The sequence below is a fragment of the Methylophilales bacterium genome, assembly GCA_019823025.1.
Lineage (GTDB): Bacteria > Pseudomonadota > Gammaproteobacteria > Burkholderiales > Methylophilaceae > BACL14.
The window spans coordinates 990540-1008192 of record CP081940.1; the positions used below are offsets into that span (position 1 = coordinate 990540).

General features: G+C 34.0%; 22 protein-coding genes. 20 read left to right on the plus strand and 2 right to left on the minus strand.

Annotation, left to right across the window (positions count from 1 at the left end; genetic code table 11):
- Window positions 1–11: 11 nt before the first annotated feature.
- From ruvB to xerD, 15 genes are all read left to right on the plus strand, one after another.
- Window positions 12–1043, plus strand: a complete 1032-nt coding sequence (ruvB, locus tag K6112_05280) for a Holliday junction branch migration DNA helicase RuvB (protein ID QZP17440.1) — start codon at window positions 12–14, stop codon at window positions 1041–1043.
- Window positions 1037–1447: a tol-pal system-associated acyl-CoA thioesterase gene (gene ybgC / locus K6112_05285; GenBank protein QZP17441.1), complete on the plus strand. Its 411-nt coding sequence runs from the start codon at window positions 1037–1039 to the stop codon at window positions 1445–1447. The genes ruvB and ybgC overlap by 7 nt, the downstream gene beginning before the upstream one ends.
- Window positions 1444–2118, plus strand: coding sequence for a protein TolQ (gene tolQ, locus K6112_05290; protein ID QZP17442.1), 675 nt, complete (start codon window positions 1444–1446; stop codon window positions 2116–2118). The genes ybgC and tolQ overlap by 4 nt, the downstream gene beginning before the upstream one ends.
- Before the next feature lie 22 nt (window positions 2119–2140).
- Window positions 2141–2506: an ExbD/TolR family protein gene (locus tag K6112_05295; protein QZP18493.1), complete on the plus strand. Its 366-nt coding sequence runs from the start codon at window positions 2141–2143 to the stop codon at window positions 2504–2506.
- Between the two features lie 160 nt (window positions 2507–2666).
- Window positions 2667–3380, plus strand: coding sequence for a cell envelope integrity protein TolA (tolA, locus tag K6112_05300; protein ID QZP17443.1), 714 nt, complete (start codon window positions 2667–2669; stop codon window positions 3378–3380).
- A 4-nt stretch (window positions 3381–3384) separates the two neighbouring features.
- Window positions 3385–4674 (plus strand): Tol-Pal system beta propeller repeat protein TolB, encoded by a 1290-nt coding sequence (tolB, locus tag K6112_05305; protein QZP17444.1) that lies wholly within the window; start codon window positions 3385–3387, stop codon window positions 4672–4674.
- A 25-nt stretch (window positions 4675–4699) separates the two neighbouring features.
- Entirely contained in the window at window positions 4700–5233 is a 534-nt protein-coding gene (locus tag K6112_05310) for an OmpA family protein (protein QZP17445.1), read from the plus strand.
- 9 nt (window positions 5234–5242) lie between these two features.
- The gene (gene ybgF / locus K6112_05315; protein QZP17446.1) at window positions 5243–6139 is read left to right on the plus strand and encodes a tol-pal system protein YbgF; all 897 of its coding nucleotides are present in this window, start codon (window positions 5243–5245) and stop codon (window positions 6137–6139) included.
- A 19-nt stretch (window positions 6140–6158) separates the two neighbouring features.
- Complete coding sequence (queE, locus tag K6112_05320; GenBank protein QZP17447.1) at window positions 6159–6800, plus strand: 7-carboxy-7-deazaguanine synthase QueE; 642 nt, start codon at window positions 6159–6161, stop codon at window positions 6798–6800.
- A complete protein-coding gene (gene queC, locus K6112_05325; protein ID QZP17448.1) occupies window positions 6793–7464 on the plus strand; it encodes a 7-cyano-7-deazaguanine synthase QueC in 672 nt (223 codons plus the stop codon). Before queE ends, queC begins: the two co-directional genes overlap by 8 nt.
- Window positions 7465–7550: 86 nt before the next feature.
- On the plus strand, window positions 7551–8159 hold the full coding sequence (gene rpsP, locus K6112_05330) for a 30S ribosomal protein S16 (protein QZP18494.1): 609 nt from the start codon (window positions 7551–7553) through the stop codon (window positions 8157–8159).
- Window positions 8160–8181: 22 nt separating this feature from the next.
- Window positions 8182–8685, plus strand: coding sequence for a ribosome maturation factor RimM (gene rimM, locus K6112_05335; protein QZP17449.1), 504 nt, complete (start codon window positions 8182–8184; stop codon window positions 8683–8685).
- Window positions 8672–9442 carry a tRNA (guanosine(37)-N1)-methyltransferase TrmD gene (gene trmD, locus K6112_05340; protein ID QZP17450.1) on the plus strand — a complete coding sequence of 257 codons (771 nt, stop codon included), beginning with the start codon at window positions 8672–8674 and terminating at the stop codon, window positions 9440–9442. Before rimM ends, trmD begins: the two co-directional genes overlap by 14 nt.
- A gap of 22 nt (window positions 9443–9464) precedes the next feature.
- Window positions 9465–9983: a 50S ribosomal protein L19 gene (gene rplS / locus K6112_05345; protein QZP17451.1), complete on the plus strand. Its 519-nt coding sequence runs from the start codon at window positions 9465–9467 to the stop codon at window positions 9981–9983.
- A gap of 121 nt (window positions 9984–10104) precedes the next feature.
- Window positions 10105–11013: a site-specific tyrosine recombinase XerD gene (xerD, locus tag K6112_05350; protein ID QZP17452.1), complete on the plus strand. Its 909-nt coding sequence runs from the start codon at window positions 10105–10107 to the stop codon at window positions 11011–11013.
- On the opposite strand, the gene K6112_05355 is transcribed toward xerD, so the two are convergent.
- Window positions 11014–11361 (minus strand): dihydroneopterin aldolase, encoded by a 348-nt coding sequence (locus tag K6112_05355; protein QZP17453.1) that lies wholly within the window; start codon window positions 11359–11361, stop codon window positions 11014–11016.
- Between the two features lie 35 nt (window positions 11362–11396).
- Here K6112_05355 and plsY point away from each other — a divergent pair, with 35 nt between their 5' ends.
- The gene (gene plsY, locus K6112_05360; GenBank protein QZP17454.1) at window positions 11397–11987 is read left to right on the plus strand and encodes a glycerol-3-phosphate 1-O-acyltransferase PlsY; all 591 of its coding nucleotides are present in this window, start codon (window positions 11397–11399) and stop codon (window positions 11985–11987) included.
- Here plsY and tsaD read toward each other — a convergent pair whose 3' ends face one another.
- Window positions 11988–12992, minus strand: coding sequence for a tRNA (adenosine(37)-N6)-threonylcarbamoyltransferase complex transferase subunit TsaD (gene tsaD / locus K6112_05365; GenBank protein QZP17455.1), 1005 nt, complete (start codon window positions 12990–12992; stop codon window positions 11988–11990).
- 139 nt (window positions 12993–13131) lie between these two features.
- Here tsaD and rpsU point away from each other — a divergent pair, with 139 nt between their 5' ends.
- The 4 genes from rpsU (at window position 13132) to rpoD (ending at window position 17647) form a co-directional block, all read left to right on the plus strand.
- The gene (gene rpsU, locus K6112_05370; protein QZP17456.1) at window positions 13132–13344 is read left to right on the plus strand and encodes a 30S ribosomal protein S21; all 213 of its coding nucleotides are present in this window, start codon (window positions 13132–13134) and stop codon (window positions 13342–13344) included.
- 12 nt (window positions 13345–13356) lie between these two features.
- Window positions 13357–13806 (plus strand): GatB/YqeY domain-containing protein, encoded by a 450-nt coding sequence (locus tag K6112_05375; protein ID QZP17457.1) that lies wholly within the window; start codon window positions 13357–13359, stop codon window positions 13804–13806.
- A 38-nt stretch (window positions 13807–13844) separates the two neighbouring features.
- The gene (gene dnaG, locus K6112_05380; GenBank protein QZP17458.1) at window positions 13845–15566 is read left to right on the plus strand and encodes a DNA primase; all 1722 of its coding nucleotides are present in this window, start codon (window positions 13845–13847) and stop codon (window positions 15564–15566) included.
- 128 nt (window positions 15567–15694) lie between these two features.
- A complete protein-coding gene (rpoD, locus tag K6112_05385; protein ID QZP17459.1) occupies window positions 15695–17647 on the plus strand; it encodes an RNA polymerase sigma factor RpoD in 1953 nt (650 codons plus the stop codon).
- The last annotated feature ends 6 nt before the right edge of the window (window positions 17648–17653 follow it).

Sequence of the window (17653 nt, forward strand, 5' to 3'; positions counted from 1 at the left end):
ATAGGTAAAAAATGATTGAACCTGATCAGTTTAAAAATAGTGAAGCAATAAGCGATGAGGAAGAGAGTTTTGAGAGGGCATTAAGGCCTAAAGAGTTAGTAGATTACGTTGGTCAAGAAAAAATAAGGGAACAGTTGGAAATCTTCATAAGCGCTGCAAAAAAAAGAAAAGAACCCCTAGACCACCTTCTTTTATTTGGGCCTCCCGGACTAGGAAAAACAACGTTAGCCCATATTATTGCAAATGAGATGGGTGTAAATCTCAAACAAACTTCAGGACCTGTTCTTGAAAAAACAGGCGACCTAGCTGCATTATTATCAAATCTAGAAGCTAACGATGTTCTGTTTATAGACGAAATACATCGTATTTCACCTGTTATAGAAGAGATTCTTTACCCAGCAATGGAGGACTATCGATTAGACATTATGATTGGCGAAGGCCCTTCTGCAAGGTCTGTTAAACTAGAATTACCACCATTTACCCTGATTGGGGCGACAACAAGAGCTGGAATGTTAACTAATCCTCTTCGTGATAGATTCGGGATTGTTTCTCGTCTTGAATTTTATACAAATGATGAGTTAGCTAAAATTGTTTTAAGAAGTGCGGGGCTCCTTGAAACAACTATTGATAAAAAAGGCTCTTCAGAGTTAGCAAAACGCTCCCGAGGAACGCCTAGAATCTCGAATAGATTGCTCAGAAGAGTAAGGGATTATGCAGATATTAAAGCAGAGGGTGAAATCAATGAAAAAATAGCCAACCAAGCATTAAAAATGTTAGATGTTGATTTAATCGGTTTAGATTTTATGGACCGTACTTTTTTAAAGGCAATTATTGAAAAGTTTTCTGGAGGGCCTGTGGGTTTAGATAATTTAGCTGCTGCTATTGGAGAAGAAAAAGAGACAATAGAGGATGTGATAGAGCCTTATCTTATTCAGCAGGGTTTTTTGATGAGAACGCCAAGAGGAAGAGTGGCGACACCACAAACGTATAAACATTTTGGGATTACAATGCCTAAAAATAATAATAATGAGAACTTATGGTAAGCCATTTACCATTTAAATGGAGTGTAAGAATTTACTTTGAAGATACAGACAGTGGGGGTGTTGTTTATCACTCAAATTATCTAAAGTTTATGGAGCGAGCAAGGACAGAATGGCTCAGAAGTCTTCACTTAAACCAAGCAGACTTAAAAAAAAAGGATAAAATAATGTTTGTGGTAGCCAACGTCAATATAGACTATAAAAAAGCAGCACGTTTTAACGATGAGCTTGACATTGAAACCTCCATAGATAAGATTGGCGCATCCAGGGTAGATTTAACTCAAAATATAATGAAGAATTCAGACCTTTATACTTCAGCCAAAGTGAACATTGCTTGTATACATTCTGAGACTTTTAAACCCCAAAGAATTCCAAAATTAATAAAACAACAAATGGAGATATTATGACTATCGGTAGTGACTTATCCTTTATTTCATTAATCTGGGGTGCAAGTCTCCCTGTTCAAGCTGTCATGCTTATCTTAATAATTGCATCTATGGCATCTTGGAAAATTATTTATCTTAAGATTAAAACGCTAAAAATGGCAGAGCAAAACACGGATGATTTTGAGAAAATTTTTTGGTCAGGAGGTAGCTTAAGTAACCTTTACGAGTCAGTTAGTGTCAAACCACCGAAAGATATACTTGGGTTACCTGTCATATTTAAAGCCGGTTATAAAGAGTATATGTCAAATAAAAATACAGGTGCGCTTGATAAAAAGAGCGTAGAGAGTGTCAGGAGAGCAATGAGTGCGACATATAACAGAGAGGTAGATACACTAGATAGACATTTACCCTTTTTGGCATCTGTTGGATCAGTCAGCCCCTATATAGGTCTTTTTGGAACAGTGTGGGGAATTATGAATGCATTTATTGGGCTAGCAAATGTTGCACAAGCCTCTTTAGCCCAAGTCGCCCCAGGGATTGCAGAAGCATTAATTGCTACAGCAATTGGATTATTTGCAGCAATACCAGCAGTCATCGCATACAACAAGTTTGCCTCTAAAGTAGATAGAATTTCAATTAGGTATGAAAGTTTTATGGAGGAATTTATCAACATCATGGATCGTAAAGGATAGTTTCATGAGAAAAAGAAGGATGATGGATCAAATCAATGTGGTGCCATACATTGATGTAATGTTGGTTTTATTAGTTATTTTTATGGTCACAGCACCTATGACGAATCCAGGTGTTGTTGAACTCCCAAAAGTGGGACAGTCTTTGAAGCAAAAAAGTAATCCAATTCTAATATCCATTAAAAAAAATTCAAAAATTGAAGTCAATGGCAAGTTATACAAAAAAGATTCATTATTAGTTCTGTTGAAACAAAAATTAGAGAAAGATCCAGCTCAATCTATTGTTATTGCTGCAGATGAGAAAGTTAAATATGGCGCAGTAATTTCACTAATGGACTTATTAAAGCAAAATGAATTTAACAAAGTAGGTTTACTACTTAAACCTGAATAATTAAATGAAATTTTTAAAGCTGGAAAATAATGATGAATTGCAGGCTAATTTATTTTCATTCACAATTCACCTAGCACTTTTGTTAGTTATGATTTTTTCTGTCGGATGGCAAACAAAAACACCATACTATGGCGAGGTAGAGCTCTGGGATAGTGTTCCGGTGCAAAAAAAAATAAACAAAACTCAAGCAACCCCTAAGAAAAAAATTAAACAAAAACAAAATACTAAAGCGCAGAAATCTGCTGAAGCAAAAGCAAAAGCAAAAGCAAAGGCTCAAAAGGAAGCAGATATTAAATTAAAGAAAAAGAAAGCTGCTGAAAAAAAAGCTGCTGAAAAAAAAGCAAAAAAATTAAAAAAACAAAAGGCAATTAAAGAGCTTAAAAAAAAGGTATTAAAACAAGAAAAAATAGACAAATTAAAAAAAGAAATGCTTGAAAAGGAAAAAGTGGAACGCTTGCAGCAACAGATCATTGAACAACAAAAGATAGAAAAGATGCAGGCTGAATTAAGAGAAAGTGAACTAAAGCAACAAAAAAAACCTGCTCTTGAAGGTGAAAATGAAGTCAAGGGAGGAGTAAATACTGGTGAATTGAATAAATATAAACTTCTTATTCAGCAAAAAATTCAACAAAATGTAAATCAACAACTATGTGGATTGGATTATATTACTTTAGAATTTAGAATAAGCTTAATGCCTACTGGTGAGTTACTTGGACAACCTAAAATGACTAAATCTAGTAAAATTAAAAGTTGTGATGATGCTGTTGAAAGAGCAATAATTCAGTCACAACCACTTCCTCTTCCAAAAGATAGTGGTTTATTTAGCAAATTGAAAAATTTAGAGTTGAAATTTCACCCAAACGGAGTCGAATAGTTAAATGAATAAGTTTTTACACATTATTTTTGTTGGATTTTTATTTTTTTCATCAAGCATTCTGCATGCACTTGAAGTAATTGAAATTTTGGGCGGTAAGGCTAGCCAAATTCCAATTGCAGTAATGCCGTTCAAAAGTTTTGGGGCCCAAAAAGATATTGGCAAAATCAACTCAGTCATCAAAGGTGATTTAGGAAGATCAGGCTTATTTTATCCACTTGATACTCGTGGAGTAGCAGCATCCCCCAATAGCGATAAAGAGGTAAATTTTTCACAGTGGAAGAATCTAGAGGCACAGTTTTTAATCATCGGTAGGATTGATTCTGTTCAAAAAGATAAAGTTAAAGTTAGTTGGAGTCTTATTGATATTTATAAACAACAAACAATATTAAGTGGTGAGTATATTGGTAAAAGTAATCAAATTCGTGCCATTGGGCATAAGTTATCAGATAAAGTTTATGAAAGATTGACAGGTAGTAAGGGTGTTTTCCATACAAAAATTGCTTTTGTTGAAAAATATAATAATCAAAAATTTAAACTTAATATCGCTGATTATGATGGCTACAATATTACAACTTTATTAGATTCAAAAATGCCAATTATTTCACCAAGGTGGTCTCCAGATGGAAAAAAGATTGCTTATGTTTCTTTTGAAAAAGAAAAGCCAGTTATCTATATTCAGGAAATTGCAACTGGTAAAAGAAAGCTGCTCGCGAACTTTAAAGGGAATAATAGTGCGCCTGCATGGTCACCTGATGGAAAAAGATTAGCTATTGTTTTGACATACAGTACAAATTCACAAATTTACTTGATAAATACAGACGGTTCCGATGTAAAGAGACTAGTTCGATCAAGGTCAATTACTACTGAGCCATCATGGTCTCCAGATGGAAAAGAAATCTATTACACTTCAAATCAGGGGGGTGGACCTCAAATTTATAAGTTTAATCTTGAGACATCTGAAGTAAGTAGGGTGACTTTTGAAGGAAAGTATAATTTATATCCGAGTTTGTCTTATGATGGAAAACTACTTTTATACTTAACTCAGGATCAAGGTAAATTTAAAGTGGCTCTTCAAAATCTACAATCTAACCAAGTTCTCAAGTTAACAAAAGGGCCATTGGATGAAGCGCCAGTTTTTGCTCCAAATGGACATATGGTATTATTTGTGTATAAAAACTATGGAAAAACCACAAAAATTGGTACAGTATCAATTAATGGTTTAAAAATAGATCCTTTGCCACTAGGCAGCAGACAGGTCCAAGAACCTGCTTGGGGACCAATTAAAAATTAAAAACTATAAATAAGGGGAAAAAAAGGTGAAAAAATCAATATTATTAACAGCATTTTTAGGTGTTTTAGTTGCTGGCTGTAGCTCGACAGAGCTTCAAGAGTCGCAACCTCTAAACCCGCCACAACCAGAATTACAGTCAATGCAAGCTGACGATAATCAAGGAACAGCATATACATCACCCGATCTTAATCTGCTTGAATTAAGAGGAAATCCACTTTTAGCAAAAGATAAAAGAGGAATTTACTTTGACTTTAATAAGTACGTAGTTAAGCAAGAGTATATGGAAGTTATTCAAGCACATGCTAAATACTTAAATGAGACACCAGCAGCTAATATGAAAATCCAAGGGAATACAGATTACCGTGGCTCTCATGAATATAATTTGTCTTTAGGACAAAAAAGAGCAGTTGCTGTGAAAGAAGCACTTAATTCATTTGGAGTTGATGATTCACAAATCGAAACAGTTAGTTATGGTAAAGAATATGCTAACTTGGATTGTGTTGAACAAAATTCATGTGGAGAAGATAGACGCGCAGACATTGTCTACACAGTAGAGTAAAAATACTGAATGAAACGCTATATATGGGTTGGTCTTTTATTGCTCTCAAATTCTGTTTATGCATTATTTGAGGATGAGGGAGCAAGAAAAAAATTAAATGAAATACAGGACCAACTCAATGCGCTGCAAAGCTCAATTGAGTTCGAAATAAAAGAAAAATTTACTAACTTCGAGAAAAGTAACAAGGTAGATCCGAAGTTAATTAATAGCCTTTCCGAAAGAATAAATACCCTTTTTGATGACCTTGCTAAGTTAAGAGGTGAAGTTGAAGTCTTAACTTATTCATTACAAACATCAGAAGAACGCCAAAAAGTTTTATATAAAGAATTAAATGAGCGTCTACAAAAAATTGAAGATAGTGCGCTGAAAATAGGAAATAATGTAAACTCAGTGGGATCTATATCAACGACCGAACCCTTAACTCAAAATAACCTTATCATTCAAGAAGAAGAAGTGCTTCCTGAAATCGCTCCTGAACCAATTCCGCAGGCAGCTGATCTCCCACCACTAGTAGATAAAAATATAGAATATCAGGAATTTGAAGATGCTAAAAAGCTTATAACAGCTACCAAATACAAAGAAGCCTTTGATGCGCTTGATAAATTTGTTATTAACTATCCTAGTTCAGAATTATTACCTGAGGCTAAGTATAATTTAGGATATACACAATTTGCATTAAGAAACTATAAAGCAGCAATCAATACATTTAATAAAATAGTTTTGGAGTACCCTGATAATCCAATAGCACCCAACAGTCTATACCAAGTATCAAATTCTCAAATCCAATTAACAAGAATAACAAAAGCAAAACAAACTCTCAGAACTTTGATAAAAAAATATCCAAATGCTGATATTATTCCGAGTGCAAAAAAGAGACTAAAGGATTTAGAATCAATTAAATTATAAATTCCGGGTTTTTAATCAAGTGACCTCTCTTAAAATAAACGAAATTTTCTTTTCACTTCAGGGCGAAAGCTCCCGCATAGGTTTTCCCACTATATTTATTCGTTTAACTGGGTGTCCAATGAGGTGTAAATATTGTGATACTGCTTATGCTTTCCATGGTGGAAAAAATATGTCACTCGATGAAATACTTAAAGATGTTTCTCAATATAAAACTAAATATGTAACAGTGACGGGCGGTGAGCCTCTTGCTCAAAAGCCTTGTTGGGAACTTTTAAAAAAACTTTGTGATAATGAATATCTGGTTTCACTTGAGACTGGAGGTGCTTTAAGTATTGAAGGTATTGATGAAAGGACAAAAGTTATTCTTGATATCAAAACGCCAGATTCTGGCGAGCACTTAAAAAACGATAGAAAAAATCTTGCTTTAATTAATAATAAGGATGAAATAAAATTCGTTCTTTCAAGTAGAGAAGACTATGAATGGGCAAAAACATTTATTAAAGAAGAAAATTTAATTGATAAAGCACCAATAATTTTTTCACCTGCGTACGAAAATTTATCTTATGGGAATCTTTCAGAGTGGATTCTAGAGGATAATCTAACTGTTAGATTTCAGGTGCAACTACATAAAATAATTTGGGGAGAAAAAAAAGGTGTCTAAGAAAGCTATAATACTGCTATCTGGAGGCCTAGATTCAGCAACAACTTTAGCAATCGCGAAAGAAAATAATTATGAGTGTTATGCGTTAAGTGTAAATTATCATCAACGTCATAACTATGAATTAATAGCGGCAAAAAAAATTGCAAAATATTTTTCAGTTAAAGATCTAAAAGAGGTTGAAATTGATTTAAGTTGGTTAAATAATTCGGCATTAACGAATAATTCTCTTAGTATCCCTGAAAATTTATCCACCGGTATACCTATTACCTATGTACCTGCAAGAAATACTATTATGATGTCACTTGCAATGGCATGGGCAGAGTCAATAGACTGTACGAATATATTTATTGGTGTGAATGCTGTAGATTACTCAGGATATCCTGACTGTAGAGAAGAATACATCAGTAGTTTTCAGAAAATGGCGAATTTAGCAACAAAAAAAGCGGTAGAGGGAGATTTAGTAAAAATACATACTCCATTAATTAAGCTTTCAAAAAAAGAAATTATTCTTAAAGGAATTGAGTTAGGTGTTGATTATTCTCTTACAATTTCATGCTATCAGGTGAGTTCTGAAGGTTTGGCATGTGGTAAATGTGATTCCTGTCGTTTGAGAAAGGCTGGATTTGAAAATGCAGGCCTTGCTGACCCAACGAAATATTTATAAAAAATCAATAATTTAATTTGCCAAATGTAGCTAAAATAGCGTAAAATTTCCGCCTTTCTGTAAATAAATTAAATAAAGAGATTTCGATTATGGTAGTTATTAGACTTTCAAGAGGTGGATCTAAAAAAAGACCTTACTTTAATGTTGTAGTTGCTGAGTCAAGCAAAAAAAGAGATGGAAGATTTATTGAGCGCGTAGGTTTTTATAATCCTAGTGCAAGAGAAGGGTCTGAAACGCTTAGGTTAGAGTCTGAAAGAATTGAATATTGGCAATCAAACGGTGCGCAACTTTCTGAGACTGTTAATAGAATAGTAAAGCTAAATGCAAAAGGCCCTGATGGACTTGTTGCCATGAAAAAGAAAGACGAAGCTAAAGTACAGGCAAGAAAAAATAAAAAAGCCGCTGACAAAGCAGCTAAAGTAGAAGAGGCAGTTTCGGTTGAGGAAGAGGCTCCAAAAGAAGAGGCTCCAAAAGAAGAAGCCGCAGCTCCTAAGGAAGAGGCTCCAAAAGAAGAGGCTCCAAAAGAAGAAGCCGCAGCTCCTAAGGAAGAGGCTCCAAAAGAAGAGGCTCCAAAAGAAGAAGCCGCAGCTCCTAAGGAAGAGGCTCCAAAAGAAGAGGCTCCAAAAGAAGAGGCTCCAAAAGAAGAAGCCGCAGCTCCTAAGGAAGAGGCTCCAAAAGAGACTGATGATAAATAATTAAATTGATGTAATCTTTTTTATGAAAGAAGATTATTTAGTAATGGGGCAGCTAGTTGGACCCTTTGGAATAAAAGGTTGGATTAAAGTAAAAGTTTTTACAGAATTAGTTGAAACATTAGAAAATTATAAACAATGGTTTATATCATCTGATGAGAAAAATTGGTCTAGTTTATCTGTTGAAAGCATAAAAATTAGTCAAAATAGAATGATGGTAAAGTTTGAAAGTATTGATGATAGAACAATAGCAGACGTATATAGAAATTATTGGGTAGGCGTCTTAAAAAAGTCTCTACCAAAGTTAACTGATAATAAATTCTATTGGGATGATTTAATTGGTTGCGAAGTCCATAATACTGATGGATTGTTATTTGGTAAATTAACAGGATTTATAGAAACAGGCGCAAATGATGTTCTTGTTGTTGAGGGAGAAAAAAAAAGATTAATTCCCTACACAAAAATGACTGTTAAAAAAATAGATTTGAAGCAACAACATATAATTGTTGATTGGGATGAAAGCTTCTAAAATATTTTTGATAGATTTAGTAACGCTAATGCCTGAAATGTTCGGGGCATTAACAAAGTTTGGTGTTGTTGGCAGGGGGTTTAAAGAAAAATTTGTTGATATTAATTTTATAAATCCTAGAAATTTTGCAACAGATACCCATAAGACCGTAGATGATAGAGCTTATGGCGGTGGTCCAGGAATGGTAATGATGGCTGACCCTTTGATTGAATCAATTGAATCAGCAAGAGCTAGAGAAAAAAGTTTAGGTATAAAAAGGCGTAAGGTAATCCATTTAACACCTAAAGGCTCTAGATTAAAACATGAAAAAGTAAAAGAGCTATCGAATGAAGAAGGATTAATATTGATAGCTAGCAGATATGAAGGCGTAGATGAGCGTCTAAATAAATGGATTGATGAAGAGATTTCGATTGGAGATTTTGTTACAAGTGGGGGAGAATTTCCGGCAATGTTATTAATGGACGCATTGATTAGGCAAATCCCTGGGGTATTAAATGATATAGAGTCAGTAAATCAAGACTCCTTTGTAAATGGGTTGCTTGACCACCCGAGCTTTACAAGGCCCGAGTCAGTAAGAGGATTAAAGGTACCAGATATTTTATTGTCTGGTGATCATGAAAAAATTAGAATTTGGAGATTAAAAGAGTCACTTAAAGAAACAAAGTTAAAAAGACCCGATTTATTAATTAATAAATCACTTACAAAAGAAGAGTCTCGGCTGCTTAAAGAAATCGAACAAGAGCAGGAACAAGACTAAATAATAAAAAGGAAAAAGGTTTATGGTAGATATAATTAAAACACTTGAAAATGAAGAGATTGCCAAACTTGGAAAATCAATCCCAAAATTTGATGTAGGAGATACAGTAGCTGTTGGTGTTAAGGTGGTTGAAGGAAATCGCAAACGTATACAGATATTTGAAGGTGTTGTAATCGCACGTAGAAACAGAGGTCTAAATTCATCATTTATTGTTAGAAAGATTTCTTCTGGTGAAGGGATTGAAAGAACCTTTCAGCTTCACTCACCTTTGATTGATAATATTAAAGTTGTTAGAAGAGGTGATGTAAGAAGGGCAAAATTATTTTATCTCAGAGATCGTTCAGGTAAATCTGCAAGAATTAGCGAACGTCTAAAGGCTCGCGAGAGTGATAATGAATTTGAAGCTATCCCTGAAGTAGATCTTCCACAAGAAGATAAAGTCGAAACCGAAGCAAAAGTAGATGAAAGTGCTCCGTCAGAAGATAAAGTCGAAACCGAAGCAAAAGTAGATGAAAGTGCTCCGTCAGAAGATAAAGCATAGACATAAAAAAACTACTCTCTAAAAAAGCCCCTAAAGGGGCTTTTTTTTGTTCCGTAATCTAGTATTCTAATTAGATAAGTTTAAGAAAAATGGACGTTAAAGGATACAAGGAAGAAATTCATTGCTCGATAAACCAGATAAAAAAAAGAATATCTTAATTGATGAATTTATTGATTATTTGTGGCTTGAGGATGGCTTATCGAAGAATACGCTAAATAGTTATAGATTTGATTTGTATAATTTTATTGATTGGGTAAATCAAAATAAAACATTAGATTTAGAAAGTGTTACTAGATCAGATATTCAACAATATCTGTCATTTAAGTTCCCATTTTCAAAAGCCCGAAGTATTTCAAGGCTGCTTTCAACTTTGAGGAGGTTTTATAGGTTTCTATATCGAGAGAAAAAGATAACTAGTGATCCCACCTTGCAAATACAAAAACCAAAAATTCCAAAGTCACTACCTAAAAGTTTAAGTGAGGATGAGGTAGAAAGTTTATTAGATGCACCTGATGTCAATATCGATATTGGGTTGAGAGATAAGGCTATGATTGAACTTTTGTATGCCTGTGGACTTAGGGTGACTGAGCTGGTTAGTATTCAATTGACTGAATTAAATCTTGTTGATGGCGTTATTCGAGTTACTGGTAAAGGAGATAAAACTCGTTTGGTTCCAATGGGTGAGGAAGCAATGGATCATATTCAGAGATATCTTTCATCAGCAAGGGAAAATATTTTAAAAAATAAAAAATCAAAATATTTATTTGTAACGCACCATGGGCAGTCTATGACGCGACAAACTTTTTGGCACTCATTAAAAAAATATTCTATTATTGCTAATATTAAACAATCTATTTCTCCACACATTTTGCGACATGCATTTGCAACTCACTTAATAAATCATGGGGCAGATTTAAGAGTAGTTCAAATGTTGTTAGGCCATAGCGATATTTCTACAACACAAATATATACTCATGTTGCACGAGAGAGGTTAAAAGCAATTCATAAGTCTCATCATCCAAGAGGGTAACTAGCGCTCAAGAATAATGCCAACTTGATCAGCATCAGGAAGTATTTTCTGTTTCGCTATCCTAAGTCTAATCTTCTTGAATGGAAAATCATGCTTGAGTTTCTTAATAATTTCCTCACCAAACGGTTCTAAAAGATGAAATTTATGATTATTTGCTATTGACACTATAGATTCCCTAACTTGCGCATAATCAACTGTTTTTGATATATCATCAGAATCAAAAATTTGATTACCACTCAGCTCTATATCTATATCAATAATTAATTCTTGTTCGGTAGCTCTTTCCCATTCAAAGTAACCTATCTTAGTATTTACCTTTAGTTTTTGAAGAAAAATATGGTTAGTCATTAATGGATTATGATTTTTGAAATATAATAGTTTATATGATAAATCAGTTATTAATAATCTTGTTTGCTTATTTAGTGGGTTCTGTTTCCTCTGGAATTATTGTTAGTCAAATTTTTAACTTACCTGACCCAAGAACAATAGGATCAAAAAATCCTGGTGCTACTAATGTGATGAGAAACGGAAATAAAAAAGCAGCGATTTTTACTTTATTGGGGGACTTATTAAAAGCTATATTAGTCTTGGCTATTGCAGAATATTTAGGCTTCAATGATTTAATAATTGTCTGTGTCGCACTGGCAGTTTTAATTGGGCATATTTATCCAATTTTTTATAAATTCCAAGGCGGTAAGGGAGTTGCAACAGCAATAGGAATTCTAATTGCACTAAATTTTAAATTGGCTCTAATCGTAGCTAGTATTTGGCTATTAGTTTTTGGTATTTGGCGCTACTCCTCATTAGCAGCAATTGTGGCAGCCATTTCAGCTCCCATCATTGCAATCTTTATATTGAGGGATCAATCTTTATACTGTATTGCCTTCACGTTAATCACAATAATAATTCTTTTCAAGCACCAGGCAAATATAAGAAAATTGTTATCTGGTACGGAATTAAAATTTAAAAAATAGTTAAATTTCAGTGAGCTTCCATCTGGGTTTGACTGAAAATGAATAATTTTCTTTAGGACGCATATTTAATCTAAGTGACCCAGCAAGTGCAATCATTGCACCGTTATCCGTACAAAAAGTTAAATCCGGAAAAAAGTACTCAAATTCGTTTTGGTTACATTCGACTATGATCTTCTTTCTTAAGGTTTTATTCGCCCCAACCCCTCCAGAAATGATTACTCTTTTTAAGCCTTCTTGTTTTAATGCTTGGATTGTTTTTTTCACTAAAACATCCGTAATTGAATCCTCAAATGCGTATGCGATGTCAGCTTTAATTTCTTTTGTTAATTTTTTTTGTTTTCTAACTAGGTATAAAACAGCTGTTTTGAGACCACTGAAACTAAAATCAAGATCATTTGAATGCAAGAGTGGTCTTGGTAATTCAAAATGTTTTAATCCCTTTTCGGCTAATTTTGATAGAGCAGCTCCACCAGGGTAGCCTAAACCCAAAAGTTGAGCTGTTTTATCAAAGGCTTCCCCAGCAGCATCATCAAGAGTATCACCTATGATTTTATAGCTACCCAGTTCTTTCACATGTATTAATTGTGAGTGGCCACCAGAAACTAGTAAAGCAATAAAGGGAAATTTAGGCTTTCTATCTTCGAGCATAGGTGCCAGTAAATGGCCTTCAAGATGATGAATAGGAATAGATCTTATCCCTAATGCACACGCAAGAGACTCAGCCACACTACTTCCGACTAATAGCGCACCAGATAAACCAGGTCCAGATGTATAGGCGATTGCCTCGATATTTTGAATATTAATTTTACAATCTTTAAGTAAACCATGAATTAAAGGGATTATATAATTTATGTGATCACGCGAAGCAAGTTCAGGGACCACACCGCCATACTTGGCATGAAGTTTGATTTGTGAATAGAGTTTATGTCCTAATAATCCCTTTTCAGAATCATAAATTGCAACGCCAGTTTCATCACATGATGTTTCAATACCTAAGATGAGCATGATTCAAGTTATCACTTTTTTATTGATATTAGTTGAAAAAAAAGCATATTAGCATTAAACTTACGCCTTTCAGTTTTACTAAGGTTAAATATCTTATTAACTCTGTTTAAATTACAACTTTATATTTAAGAGATAATTAATGTCAACAATAAAAGTAAAAGAAAATGAGCCATTTGATGTAGCCTTGAGAAGATTTAAAAGACTTATTGAAAAAACTGGTCTATTAAATGATTTGAGGGCAAGAGAATTTTACGAGAAGCCTACATGGGTCAGAAAGCGTAAATCTGCTGCAGCTGTAAAAAGACAATACCGCAGACTCAGAAATCAAATGCTACCTCCTAAACTATTCTAATCTAGTCCTACCATGGCATTAAAAGAAAAAATTACTGTAGATATGCAAGACGCTATGCGCAGTAAAGATTCTGAAAAGTTAAATGCAATCAGGCTACTCCAGTCCTCAATTAAACAAAAAGAAGTTGATGATCGTGTTGAAATAGACGATACGATGATTCTTAATATTATCGAAAAAATGTTGAAGCAACGTCGTGATTCGATTGAAGCGTTTAAAAAAGCGAATAGAGATGATTTAGTTGCTAAAGAAGAGTTTGAAGTTCAGCTTTTGCAAACTTACATGCCCGAACCCCTTTCCTCAGAAGATGTTGAAAAAGAAATTGATAGCGCAATTAAGGCCGCAGATGCAAAAAGCATGAAAGATATGGGGACAGTGATGAATGCAGTCAAATTAAAAGTGTCAGGCAGAGCGAATATGGCAGAAGTCTCTCAAAAAATTAAAGAAAAATTAACTAACGCCTAATTATCTCTATTTCATCATTATTAAGATAATATTCTATAATGATCCCAGAATCCTTCATCAATGAATTATTAAATAGAGTCGACGTTGTTGATATTATTGATAAAAGGGTGCCCTTAAAAAAAGCAGGTGCAAATTTCGTCGCTTGCTGTCCTTTTCATCAAGAAAAAACCCCTTCATTTTCTGTTAGCCCATCAAAACAGTTTTATCATTGTTTTGGTTGTGGTGCACATGGCTCTGCTATTGGTTTCCTAATAGATCATGATGGCCTTAATTTTATTGATGCGGTTCACGAATTAGCAAAAGTTGCTGGTCTGACAGTCCCAAATCAGATTGATGAAAAGCCAGAAAAAAAGAAAGAAAATCTTGTCCTAGAAGATGCATTAATTTTAGCTAAAAAATATTACCAAACAAAGCTTAAGGGCTCACCTCTTGCAATTAAGTACTTAAAATCGAGAGGGTTAACAGGAGAAATTGCAAAAGAATTCTCTATCGGGTTTGCTCCTGAAGGATGGAATAATTTAAATGAGGTATTTAAAGATTATGATAACGATGCATTAATTAAGTCAGGTCTAATCGTAAAAAATGACAAAGGGAAAAGATATGATCGCTTCAGAAATAGAATTATGTTTCCAATTTATAATGCAAAAGGGCAATTAGTTGGCTTTGGAGGTCGTGTTATAGATGAAAATGATACGCCGAAATATTATAACTCTCCAGAAACAGCACTATTCCAAAAAAGTTATGAGCTCTATGGATTGCTTGCCGCAAGAAAGGCCATAAGAGAAAAAGGTTACGTTCTTGTAGTTGAGGGCTATATGGATGTAGTTAGTTTAGCTCAACACAATGTTCGTAATGTTGTAGCAACATTAGGCACTGCAACAACAAACTTCCACATCAAAAAATTAATGCGATATACGTCTGAGATAATATTTTGTTTTGATGGCGATAACGCTGGAAAATCTGCTGCCTGGAGAGCAATGAAAAATTCATTGACATCTGTAACCGATGAAGTGCAATTAAAGTTCTTATTTCTTCGTGATCAACATGATCCAGATTCTTATGTAAGAGAAAACTCCAAAGAGCAATTTGAAGGTTTAGCGAAAAATGCAATGCCATTAACAGAATATGTCATTCAATCTTTAACACAAAACAATGATTTGACCAGCCAAGAAGGTCGTGTCAAATTTCTTAATGAAGTGGAACCCATAATAAATGAAATGGCTTCTGAAAAATTATCTTTTTTGTTTAAAAAAAGAATATCTGTTTTGCTAGATTTAACATTAAACGAGATTGATAATCTCATTAAAGTTAAAAATAAAAGAACTTTGAAAGCTCCAATACAGCAATTAAAGAGGCAAACGACGTCGGTGGTAAAAAGGTTTGTAATATTATTAATTTTGAATCCTAAATTAATAGAAAAATCGGATAAAGACATCTCTTGGGGAGAATCATTAGATGAGCAGCTAGCTCAAGCATGCATTTCAAAGATTTTAGTTGATGAAAACCATAACACAGCTTCTATCTTTCACTATTTGAGTAATCGATTCGACAATTATTTTATTGATGAAATTAAATCACAAGTGTTGAACTTTGATGAAGAAATAAGTCCTACAAATGAATTTATTGGTTTAAGAGAAAAAATTAAACAATCAAAATTACAGGCATCAAATAAATCAAAACTAGATGCCATTAAACATAAAAGTTTTGATACATTAACTCCTGAAGAAAAAGAGTTTTTAAAAGAGTTCACCAAGAGGTAAGTGATTAATTTTAATATATTTTTAAATTTATTGAAGTAATGAGTAATTGATTTAAATAAGATATTTTGATAAAATCCATCACTCAAATTTATTTGCAGCATCATTCCTAAATTTACTTAGAGGTAACCATGGCAAGACCTAGAAAGAACCCCGCTGATAAAAAAACTAAAAGTGTTACCCGAGTAAAAAAATTAAAAGATCTACTATCAGGTCAAACTACCCCTCAAGAAGCTGAAAACCGCAGAATGCAGTTAAAAGCCCTCATTATAATGGGTAAAGAAAGAGGTTATCTTACACATTCGGAAATCAATGATCACCTTCCTGATGAAGTTTCTGAAAGTGAGCAAGTAGAAGGAATTATTGGCATTATAAATGATATGGGAATTATGGTTTACGATGAAGCTCCTGATGCAGAAGCTTTATTAATGTCAGACGCCCCCGCTCCCGTTACGGATGAGGAAGCTGCAGAGGAAGCTGAACAAGCATTAACTACAGTTGATTCTGATTTTGGAAGAACAACAGATCCAGTTCGAATGTATATGAGAGAAATGGGTACTGTTGATTTATTGACGCGAGATGGCGAAATTGAAATCGCTAAAAGAATAGAAGAGGGTCTAAGATTGATGGTTCAAGCAATCTCTGCTTCTCCTGGAATTATAAACGACTTGATGAAAATGGCTGACAAGGTTCGTAAAAATGAATTAGGGGTTGATGAGTTTGTTGATGGATTGATTGATGTCGAAGCTGAAAAAGAATTAGCGAAAGTTGAAGCTGCTCTTGAAACAGCCGCTGACGACGATGCCGAAGAAGATGACGATCAAGACGATACAGGTAAAGCAAGTGGGATGTCAGAGGAAGACCTTAAGGTCTTTACTAAAGAAGTTTTAAAACGTTTCAGTTCAATAAAAAGATCCCATAATAAATTAGAAGCTTTGAGAAAACAAAAAAAATGGATGGATGATCCTGAGTATAAAAAACATCAAGACTCTATAGTAAAGGTACTAGTAAATTTTAGATTTTCATCAAAATTTGTCGAAGTTTTGTGTGACAAGATTAGAATTTTTATTAAGAATATTAGATACCATGAAAGAGAAATTATGGAATTCTGTGTCCATGAATCAAAAATGCCAAGGGGACATTTTATAAAAAGCTTTGCTGAGAATTCAACCAACCTCAAATGGCTAAAGACTGAATTAAAAGCTGATAAACCTTATGTAAAAAGAATGAAAGAGCTTAGGCACTCAATTACTGATCAGCAGAATAAGCTTATTGAAATTGAAGAAGAAACAGGCTTGATAATTAAGAATTTCAAAGAAATAAATAAACAAATGACTAAGGGTGAGTTCAAGGCTAAAGTTGCTAAGAGAGAGATGATAGAAGCTAACTTAAGACTTGTTATTTCAATAGCAAAAAAATATACCAATAGAGGTCTGCAATTCTTAGATTTAATTCAAGAGGGGAATATTGGTCTAATGAAGGCTGTTGATAAGTTTGAGTATCGACGTGGGTATAAGTTTTCAACTTATGCGACATGGTGGATTAGACAAGCAATCACAAGATCCATTGCTGATCAAGCCCGAACAATCAGAATCCCCGTGCATATGATTGAAACAATTAACAAAATGAATCGTATTTCTAGACAAATACTTCAGGAAACCGGAGAAGAGCCAGAACCGTCAGAATTAGCAGAAAAAATGGAAATGCCTGAAGAGAAGATACGTAAAATTTTAAAAATTTCAAAAGAACCAATCTCAATGGAAACTCCAATCGGAGACGATGAAGATTCACATCTAGGAGATTTCATTGAAGACCAGGGCACATTAACTCCTGCTGATTCTGCTATATATGGGAATCTAAGACATGTGACTTCTGATATTTTAGAAAGTCTAACTCCTCGAGAAGCTAAAGTCCTTAGAATGAGGTTTGGCATCGAGATGAATACAGACCACACATTAGAAGAGGTTGGTAAACAGTTTGATGTAACGAGAGAGCGTATTAGACAAATTGAGGCTAAAGCGCTACGTAAATTAAGACATCCAACTCGATCTGAAAGACTTAAAACCTTTTTAGATAAAGATTAAAAATAA